Source organism: Oerskovia gallyi (genome assembly GCF_014836745.1).
Classification (GTDB): Bacteria; Actinomycetota; Actinomycetes; order Actinomycetales; family Cellulomonadaceae; genus Oerskovia; species Oerskovia paurometabola.
The window spans coordinates 1-9,083 of sequence record NZ_JACSQE010000008.1; the positions used below are offsets into that span (position 1 = coordinate 1).

Genomic DNA, 9,083 nt, shown 5'->3' on the forward strand with positions numbered 1-9,083 from the left:
CGCACCACCCTGCACCAGATCTCCAACCTGCCCGGCAGACCCGGACGCCACCTGTCCGTCCTGGCCTACAAAGCCGCCCAACGCGTCATCGGCTTCAACTGAGCCTGGTGGGCACGAGGTAGAACGTGGTGTGCCGAGGTAGTACGCACCGCGTCCTACCTCGCGCAGCACGTTCTACCCCGGCGGTGTCCGGCGGTGTCCGGTGGTGCCCGGTGGTGCCCGGCGTGGCCTCAGTGCCCCGACGCGTCCGGCGGGCCCAGGACCTCCAGCCGTCGGCTCTGGGGCCGCGACCTGCGCCCCTCGGGGACAGGGATGAGGGCCCGCACGACGAACCAGTCGGACTCGGTGCGCACCGTGAGTGACCCGCCGTACCCCTCGACGACCTGGCGCATGTTGCGCAGGCCGTACCCGTGGTTGAGCGTGTCGCGCTTGGTGGTCCGGGGGATGCCGTCGTCGAAGTCGAGGTCGCCCACGTGGTAGTTCTCGAAGCGGACCATGACGAGCGAGCTCTGCGTGTAGACCGCGACGCGCACGAGCCGGTTCTCGGGGTCCGGCAGGGCCGCGGTGCTCTCGATCGCGTTGTCGAGCGCGTTGCCGAAGAGCGCGCTCAGCCCCATGGCGTCCATGAACGACAGGGCTGCGCCGTCGACCACGCACGTCAGCGTGATCCCGAGCTCGGCGCACTGGGACGTCTTCGACGTCAGGATGGTGTCGAGCACGGGGTTGCCCGTCTCGACCTGGACGCCGTAGCCCTGGATGCTCTCCTCGAGCTGATCGAGGTAGGACGCCTTGGCGGCGGGGTCGTTCTCCGTCCTGATCGCGGTGACGAAGTGCTTGAGGTCGTGATACTTGCGGTGGACGATGTCGATGTTCCGCTTGGACTGCAGGTACTGCTCGTGCTGCGAGCGCAGCATCCGGTTCATGGCCTCGACCTCGACCGCGCGCTGGAGCTCGAGGCGCTGTCCCTGCTGGGCGTAGAGAGCGACGTACCCGGCGAGGTCCACGAGCGTGCGGATGTAGAAGATCTCGGGACCGAACTGCGCGCTGAACGGCGTGTTGGAGCTCACGAAGCTCACGTTGCTCATGAGGAACGTGACGGCGGCGATCGAGGCCGCGCTGAGCAGGCCGCGCCGGTCGACCTCGAGCTGCTGGTCCGGCGGGAAGTGTCGTCTCTCGATGAAGTAGGCCGCGGTGAAGGCCGCGCCGTACACCACGACCAGCAGCCCCGCCCGGACCGCCACGCCCGTGAACCCCTGGTCGACGGCATAGCTGTAGAGCTGCCAGTGGAGCGATGCGACGAGCTCGGCGAGCACGAAGGCGCGCGCCGTGAAGTACCCGGCCTCTCTCGTCGACACGTCGGCGCAGAGCATGACCACGCTGTACATCGCGGCGACCGCCATGGCCATGCCGAACGTCCACAGCGGGATCGGCAGCTCGCCCGCGAAGGACTGGACGGCCCACAGGAGACCGAGCCCCAGCCCGAGCAGGAGGGCGAGGACGGGCGGCGTGAACCTCTTGCGCAGCAGCAGGATGTACACGAGGCACGCGGACCATTCCGCGAAGGCCGTGAATCCGCGGGGGATGTCGGTGGGGACCTCCGCGATGGCCGGCAGGACGTCCTGGATCACGCGACGCGTCCACCGACGTGGTCGGCGAGCGCGTCGAGGAAGGCGCGCTTGCGCGGTCGGCTGATCTGGAGCTCGTCGCCGCCGAGCATGACGCACGTGCTCTGGTCGACCGCCAGGACGTGGCGCATGTTCACCAGGTAGCAGCTGTTGCTGCGGAAGAAGCCCTTGTCGGCGAGGTCGGTCTCGAAGGCCTTGAGGGTGCCCGTGAACGCGTAGGTCCGGTCGACCGCGTGGACGACGACCCGGTGCTTGATGCTCTCGATGTAGACGACGTCGAGGAGGTCCACCCGGGCGAGGGCGCCGTTCACGGTCAGCATGAGCGAGTCCGTCCCGCTGCGTCGCACGCGGTCGATGCTCCGGCGCAGCTCCTGGGAGAACGCGAACCAGGGGACGGGCTTGAGGAGGTAGCTCAGCGCGTCGACCTCGTACCCGTGGATCGCGTACTGCGCCATGTTGGTCACGAACACGATGACGACCCGGGAGTCGAGCGTGCGGATCTGCCGGGCCGTGTCCAGGCCGTCGAGGTCGTCCATCTGGACGTCGAGGAAGAGGATGTCGAAGTCGGGTCGGTAGCCCGTGACGAGCTCGCGCCCGTCCGTGAAGGTGCGGACGTCGAACGTCACCCGGTTCTCGACCTGGAAGCGGTCGAGGTGACCGAGCACGACGTCTCTGCTGGCGGACTCGTCGTCGACTACGCCGATGCGGATCATGCTGGCGGACCTCTTTCACCTCGACCCCGGACGCCGCCCGGGTGCTCCCCCAAGATACCAAGCAAAGCCGGGCCGAGATCGGCGCGAAACGGGGGTTTCGGGCACCTCGTCGACCCGGGCTCGGGACCGGAGGACCAAGGTCACACCCGGTCGGCCACCAACGTCCTGCTCGGCTGCGGCAGCGGCTTGACCCAGCCCGCGAGCACGATGCTCAGGACGGTGGCGACCGTGATGGTGAGCAGCGCGTGCCGCCCGCCGATCGAGTCCGCGAGCAGGCCCAGGAGCGGCGGTGCCGTGAGCTGGCCGAACGAGATGAACGACGTCACGACCGAGACGCGCCCCGGGGCCCGCAGCGGGTCGTCCGACGCGGCAGCGATCGCGATCGGGTTGGCGAGCGCGGCCCCGCAGCCCCACAGCACGATGCCGAACCAGGCGAGCGGCAGCCCGGGCGCGAGGCCGAACAGGAGCAGCCCGACGAGGGCGGAGATCCCGGAGGCCCGTAGGATCGTGACGCGGCCGAACCGGTCGATGAGCCCCGTCCCGGCGAAGCGGAAGACCGTCATGGCGGCGACGAACGTGCCGTAGGCCATGGCCCCGACGGCCTCGCGCACCGCGAAGCCGTCGACCATCGAGATCGAGAGCCAGTTGCCGGCCGACCCCTCGGACAGGGACGCGGCGAGCAGGACGAGCCCGATGAGCAGGGTGCGCGGCTCGCGCCACGCGGACAGGGCGTTGCGCAGCCCGGCACCACGACGCCTGGTCGGGCGCGGGGTCGCCTCGTCCGTGACGCCGTGCGCCGCGGCGGGTTCCGCCGCGGATCCGGCCGGAGCGTCGGCCACCTCGGCGGCCACATCGTCCGTCGCGTCGCTCGTCCTGCGGGTCGACGGCGCTGCGACGGCCGAGCGGTCGTCCTCCGCGCGCGTCGCGGCCTGGCGCTCGGGGGCGAACACGGTCGCCGGTCCGATGAGGAAGGCGCGGGCGATCGCGACGAGGGTCGTGATGATCACGAGCTGGACCGCGATGTGGATCTGCGCCGCGGAGAACGCGGCCCCGACGAGCGCGCCCGCGCCCGCGCCGATCGAGAAGGCCGCGTGGAAGTGGGGGAGGATCGCGCGGCCGACGCGCTGCTCGACCATGGCCCCGTTGAGGTTGATCGGCACGTTCATCAGGGCGCCGCTGATGCCGTTGGTGAACGCGCCGACCGCGAAGACGCCGACGCTCCCGGTCGCCGTGCCCCACGCGACGAGCAGCAGCGCGACGAGGTTGACGACGGTGGCCGCGACGAGGGTCCGGCGGCTCCCGAACCGGGCGACGACCGCACCCGTGGACATGACGGCGAACAGCGCACCGACCGCGCCGACGATGAGGATCAGGCCGAGCTGTGCCGAGGAGACCCCGAGCGCCTCGCGGATCGAGGGCAGCCGCGTCATCCAGCTCGTGCCGACGATGCCGAAGAGCGCGAAGAGCGCCATCAACGACCAGCGGGCGCGATCGACTGCAAGGTTTCCTGACATTCAGCGAACTCTATGCCGCGTGCGGCCGCGTTCTCACGGTGTTTCTGTGGGCGGGACGGGCCGGTCCGGCAGCGGTGCCTCGCCCGGCCCGTCCTGCGCGCGGGTCAGAGCAGCACCGTGCCGTCGATGCAGGTCACGGCGTCGCCGCCGACCCACACGGTGTCGACGTCTTGGCCGTCGTCACCGGAGCCCGCCTCGCGGCTCACGTGGACGCGCCCGGCCCGCCCGAGCGCAGTGCCCTGGCTCGCGACGTACTCGGCGGGCAGCAGGCCGTCGGGCTGGAGCCACTGCGCGACGACCGCGTTGAGGCTGCCCGTCACGGGGTCCTCGGGGATGCCCATGTCGAGTGCGTACCCGCGCACCTCGACCGCGGCCCCGTCCGGGCCGTCGTAGCGTCCGTCCCCGAGGGCGGTGTACGGCCCGACGACGCCGATCGCCAGGTCGCCCAGCCCCGTGAAGTCGGGGTCGAGGGCCAGGACCTTCTCGGCCGAGCCGAGCAGGAGCACGCGCCAGCCCGGTCCGTTGTCGAGGAACCGGTGGTCGACGACGTCGCGAGCCTCGAGCCCGAGCGCGCGCGTGATCGCGGTGAGGGTCGAGAGGTCGACGGGCTCGTCCGTGAGGAGGTCGGGAGCGGCGAAGGCGAGCCGACCGCCCGGGGAGGCTCCGCCGTCGGGCAGGTCGGTCAGGTCCGTCGAGGGGGAGCGGCGCAGCGGGACCAGGCCGATCCCGCACTCCTGGACCACGACGCCCGGCTCGCGCGGCGTGCCGCCCGCGGCGAGCCACGCGTGGCACGAGCCGAGCGTCGGGTGCCCGGCGAACGGCAGCTCGCCCGCGGGCGTGAAGATGCGCAGGCGGTAGTCGGCCCCCGCGGCCGCGCCCTCGGGGGAGGGCGGGAGGAGGAAAGTGGTCTCGGACAGGTTGGTCCAGCGGGCGAAGGCGGCCATCTGAGCGTCCTCCAGCCCGACGGCGTCGCGCACCACCGCGACCGGGTTGCCCCGGTAGGGGGTCGTCGTGAAGACGTCGACCTGTGAGAACGGGCGGAGGCGCGGCGGGGTGGTCACGCGTCCGACGCTACTGCCGCGCCCGCCCCTCCGCAGCGCACCGTGGTTCCGCCGCGGGTCGGTGCGCCCGGGGTCAGGCGCTCGGCGGCTGGATCAGGTCCCACGGCGTGCCGTACAGGTCCTCGAAGACCGCGACCGTCCCGTACGGCTCGTGGCGCGGCTCCTCCCGGAACGTCACCCCGTGCGCGAGCATGCGGGCGTGCTGGGCCGCGAAGTCGTCGGTCCGCAGGAAGAAGGCGACCTCGTCGCCCGTCGGCCGGCCCACGCGGGCGCGCGCGTCGTCGGACGTCGCGAGGGCCAGGACGAGCCCCGGGGCCTCGCCCGCGCCGGGGCTCACGACGACGCGCCGCCACCCACCCTCGAACGTCTCGTCCTGACGCAGCGTGAAGCCGAGCGCATCGGTGAAGAACTCGATGGCGTCGTCCAGGTCGTGCACGAGGTAGGTCGCGTTCTCGAGGCTCAGCATGACCTGGAGCGTAGCGGTGCCGGACGGCCCGGCACCGCTACGCAAGCGCGCCCGATCCGTGGGAGAGGTGGATCAGACCTCGCGCAGGACCTCGCGCGCGAACTTCGCGGACCGCTCGCGCAGACCCTCGATGCGGCGCTCGACCAGGCCCGCGGGGTCCTGGCCGGCCTCGACGACGGTCGGCTTGCGGCGGACGTTCTTCGAGCACTCGAACGTCGTGCAGATCAGGGTGCCGATCGTGTCGCCGTTGCGCCCGGCCGCACCGGCCCGGCGCACGACGTACAGGGACACGTCGTCGGTCGCGATGACGTCCTCGCACCACGCGCACACCGCGCGGCGACGCGACGCCGTGCCCTCGGGGGCGCGCAGCGCGAGGCCCACCAGGGTGTCGTCGACGGGCAGGACCACGTAGGCACGCAGCGGCGCCTTGCGGTCGACCCAGCCCAGGTAGTCGAGACGGTCCCATCGGAGGTCCGCGAGGTCGGACGGGAGGGTGAGCTGGGACGACTCGCGGCGTGAGGCGTTCACGAAGGACGCGCGGATCTGCTTCTCGGTCAGGGGGTTCATGGTTCTACGGCTCTCGTGCAGGAGGGGCCGTCTCGCCCGCGGTGCCCGGGCCGACAGGTCGGGCGGGAGCGGTGGACGGCAGGGTCGGGGTCCGCCGGCGGTCTCGAGGACTCACCGGCGAGGGCCCGCCGAGGTACGCCGATCGTCCCGGGGAACCGCGAAGGTTCGCCGGCGGGTGGCGCCGTAGGGCGTCAGGCGTGCTGGGCGGGAGTCCGGCCCGCGCCCGAGCAGGCCAGGACGGCCGCCCCGCTTCCTCGCTGCATGAGAGATGCGCTCCAAGATCGGTGGCCGGGGCTCGTCCCGCGGCTCAGCTCTCCGTCGATGGTACGCCCGGGCACCTGTTCCGCTCACGAGAATTCTGCGGAGGTGCTGCGGAGGCGGGTCGCCGCCCATGCACGTGACGACGACCCGCCCGCTGCGCACGGTCTATCGCTTGCGGACCTTCGCGGTGGTCTCGGCTGCCTTCTCGCGCTTCTGTGCGCGCTTGTCCTTCAGGGAAAGCGACGGCTGCTTCTTGTCGTTCTTGGCCATGTGGCTCACCTCCTTCCAGCCTGCAGGTGAACCGGCCACCATAGCCAAGACCCACAGGAAGTCCAGTCCGGCGTCGGGACGCGCCGAGGAACCGCGACCGGAGGTGACGAGAAGGGGTGGTGGACGCAGAGCTAGGCGTCCGCGAGGGCCACGCCTGCGCGGTCGAGCATGGTCAGCTGCTCCGCGTCCAGCCGGAGCGCCGCTGCAGCCAGGCACTCGTCGAGCTGCTCGATCCTGCTGACGCCCAGCACGGGGACCACCGGCTGTTCCCGCTCGAGCATCCACGCCAGCACCACCTGCACCGCCGACACCCCGTGCTCGGACGCCACCTGGTCCACCGCGCGCAGCCGTGCCTCGGAGTCGGCGCTCCGATAGGCGGCCGGCATCCGGTCCCGGCGGGCGTAGGCGCCGGACAGCAGGGGCGAGTAGCCCAGCGCGGTGCAGCCCGGCCGGTCTCCGAGATAGCCCAACAGCTCGGGGTCGGCGACCTGCTGCACCCCGAAGTCGGTGCCGGGAGCCGGCCGCAGGTAGGTGAAGCGCTGCTGCACCGCCGAGTAGCCCGGCACCCCGAGGTCGCCGGCGATCCGGTGCGCCGCGCTCAGGGTCTGCAGGTCGTGGTTGCTGCAGCCCAGTGCGCCGACCCGACCCTCGTCCACCAGCTCGGCCAGGGCGGCGACCGTCTCGTCGAGAGGGGTCACGGGATCCATCACGTGCGCGTACAGGAGGTCGACCCGCTCCGTGCCGAGCCTGCGCAGGCTGCCCTCGATCGCGGTCCGGATCGCCGGGCGCGACAGCCCCTCCATGTCCGCGGGGAACCCGCCGCGGCGTGAAGGATCGCTGCGCGCACCGATCTTGGTCGCCACCACCATCTCGTCGCGAGCCCCGGGCCGGTCCCGGAACCACTCGGCCAGGAACGACTCGCTCTCGTCGCCCGTGGCCCCCTCCTCCCACTGGACGTAGTTGTTCGCCGTGTCCAGGTGCCGACCGCCGGCCTCCCTGAACCGGTCCAGCAGCGCGTACGAGGTCGCGCGGTCCACCAGGGAGCCGAAAGGCAGTGCTCCGAGCACGAACGGGGCAGGGCTGTGCGGGTCGAACATCGCGTCACTTCCTCAGGAAAGGAGACATCGTCGGTGGGGGCCGCGCCGCACACCCTACTGGCCGGGCGACGGCCAGGATCCTCCCACGGACGGGGCGCGCTTCCGGGCGCTCGCGGGCGAGTCCCGGCGTAGCGTGACGGCATGACGGACGGCCCCGCGGGCGGCGCGACCCCCGCTCACCTCCTGCGTCACGCGTGGACCGACCTGTGGCGCACGGTCCGGCGGGCGGACCTCGCGGTCGTCTACTGCTCCGTGGTGCTGCTCGTCGCCGTCGTCCTGTGGTTCCTGCCCGAGGGCACGCGGGACCAGGTCTACGAGGACACGAGCACCAACCTCGCGAACCTGCGCGACCGCCCGATCTCGGTGCTGCTCGCGAGCGCGTTCGTCATCTCCTCGCCGAGCGAGGTGCTCCTGGTGCTCCAGCTCCTCGTGGTCCTGGCCTACGCGCAGCGATTCGTCGGGCGTCTCGCGTCGCTCGCGGTCGGGTTCATGGGGCACGTCGGCGCGACCGTGTTCACCGCCATGGTCCTGACGACCGGGATCTTCCACGGCTTCGTGAACCCGAGCGTGGCGACCGTCGACGACGTCGGGGTCAGCTACGTCATGGCGACCGTCATGGGGTTCCTGACCGTCGTCGTGCCCAGACGCTGGCGCTGGTGGTGGGTCGCGTTCGTCGTCGTCTACTGGGTGGGGCCGGGCTTCGTCGCACGGAACTTCACCGCGGTCGGGCACACGACCGCGCTCGTCGTCGGGCTCACGGTCGCGTTCGTCGCGGGCCGGACCCGGCAGGCGGCGGGCTGGTCCGGGGACGTCCCGGGACGGCGGTGACCGGGCTGCTCGACCGGTCGTGAGACCGGGGTGCGCACCCTGCACGGGTGCGGCCCGGGACGTCCCCGAGAGGGTCAGGCCCTGCGCCTGGCGGACGGTGCTCCGGGCGTGAGCCCGGCGACGAGGTTGAACGCCCCGGTGAGGACGTTGAGCGCGACGACGCCGACGACGTCGGCGATCTCGCGGTCGCTGAAGCCGTGGCGCCGGAGGCCGTCGACCTGCTCGTCGGTGATCGACGTCGGCTCGCGGTACACCTGGACACCGAAGGCGACGATCGCGGCCAGTGCGGGGTCGGCGGACCACCCGTCGTGGGCCAGCGCGATCTCGTCCTCGCCGGCTCCGAGGGCACGAGCAGCCCCGACGTGCGACGCGAGGCACAGGGCGCAGCCCTGCTGCGCCTGCACGGCGATCGAGACGAGCTCGCTGGTCCTGCGGTCGAGCTTGGCACGCCTCATGGCGCGGCTGAGCTGCAGGTATCCCCCGAGCACGGCGGGGGAGTGCGCCATCGTCGAGACCATGTCGCCCACGCTGCCGTGGCGGTCCACGAGCTCGGCGAGCAGGTCCTTCGAGGCGCCCACGGCGGTCCCCGGGGTCAGGCGGGAAAGTCGGGGCACAGCGTTCTCCTTGACGTAGGAACGGGGGCGGAGTCGGGGGGGGGGGGGGGGGGGGGGGGGGGGGGGG

9 protein-coding genes are annotated in these 9,083 nt (G+C 72.0%); 1 reads left to right on the forward strand and 8 read right to left on the reverse strand.

The window, feature by feature from the left end; translation table 11 throughout:
• Positions 1 to 230 precede the first annotated feature (230 nt).
• The 7 genes from H9640_RS19640 to H9640_RS10975 all read right to left on the reverse strand — a co-directional run bounded on the left by H9640_RS19640 (position 231) and on the right by H9640_RS10975 (position 7,574).
• Complete coding sequence (locus H9640_RS19640; RefSeq protein WP_191790752.1) at positions 231 to 1,628, reverse strand: sensor histidine kinase; 1,398 nt, start codon at positions 1,626 to 1,628, stop codon at positions 231 to 233.
• Positions 1,625 to 2,338 (reverse strand): LytR/AlgR family response regulator transcription factor, encoded by a 714-nt coding sequence (locus tag H9640_RS10950; RefSeq protein WP_191790753.1) that lies wholly within the window; start codon positions 2,336 to 2,338, stop codon positions 1,625 to 1,627. The genes H9640_RS19640 and H9640_RS10950 overlap by 4 nt, the downstream gene beginning before the upstream one ends.
• Positions 2,339 to 2,478: 140 nt before the next feature.
• The gene (locus H9640_RS10955) at positions 2,479 to 3,852 is read right to left on the reverse strand and encodes an MFS transporter (RefSeq protein WP_191790754.1); all 1,374 of its coding nucleotides are present in this window, start codon (positions 3,850 to 3,852) and stop codon (positions 2,479 to 2,481) included.
• A gap of 104 nt (positions 3,853 to 3,956) precedes the next feature.
• On the reverse strand, positions 3,957 to 4,913 hold the full coding sequence (locus H9640_RS10960; protein WP_191790755.1) for a PhzF family phenazine biosynthesis protein: 957 nt from the start codon (positions 4,911 to 4,913) through the stop codon (positions 3,957 to 3,959).
• Positions 4,914 to 4,986: 73 nt separating this feature from the next.
• Positions 4,987 to 5,379 (reverse strand): VOC family protein, encoded by a 393-nt coding sequence (locus tag H9640_RS10965; RefSeq protein WP_191790756.1) that lies wholly within the window; start codon positions 5,377 to 5,379, stop codon positions 4,987 to 4,989.
• 72 nt (positions 5,380 to 5,451) lie between these two features.
• The gene (locus H9640_RS10970) at positions 5,452 to 5,946 is read right to left on the reverse strand and encodes an FBP domain-containing protein (protein WP_191790757.1); all 495 of its coding nucleotides are present in this window, start codon (positions 5,944 to 5,946) and stop codon (positions 5,452 to 5,454) included.
• 662 nt (positions 5,947 to 6,608) lie between these two features.
• Positions 6,609 to 7,574, reverse strand: coding sequence for an aldo/keto reductase (locus tag H9640_RS10975; protein WP_191790758.1), 966 nt, complete (start codon positions 7,572 to 7,574; stop codon positions 6,609 to 6,611).
• Positions 7,575 to 7,715: 141 nt separating this feature from the next.
• Between H9640_RS10975 and H9640_RS10980 the strand changes: the two genes are divergently transcribed.
• Positions 7,716 to 8,402: a rhomboid-like protein gene (locus H9640_RS10980; RefSeq protein ID WP_191790759.1), complete on the forward strand. Its 687-nt coding sequence runs from the start codon at positions 7,716 to 7,718 to the stop codon at positions 8,400 to 8,402.
• A gap of 74 nt (positions 8,403 to 8,476) precedes the next feature.
• Here H9640_RS10980 and H9640_RS10985 read toward each other — a convergent pair whose 3' ends face one another.
• Entirely contained in the window at positions 8,477 to 9,016 is a 540-nt protein-coding gene (locus H9640_RS10985; RefSeq protein WP_191790760.1) for a carboxymuconolactone decarboxylase family protein, read from the reverse strand.
• Positions 9,017 to 9,083 lie beyond the last annotated feature (67 nt).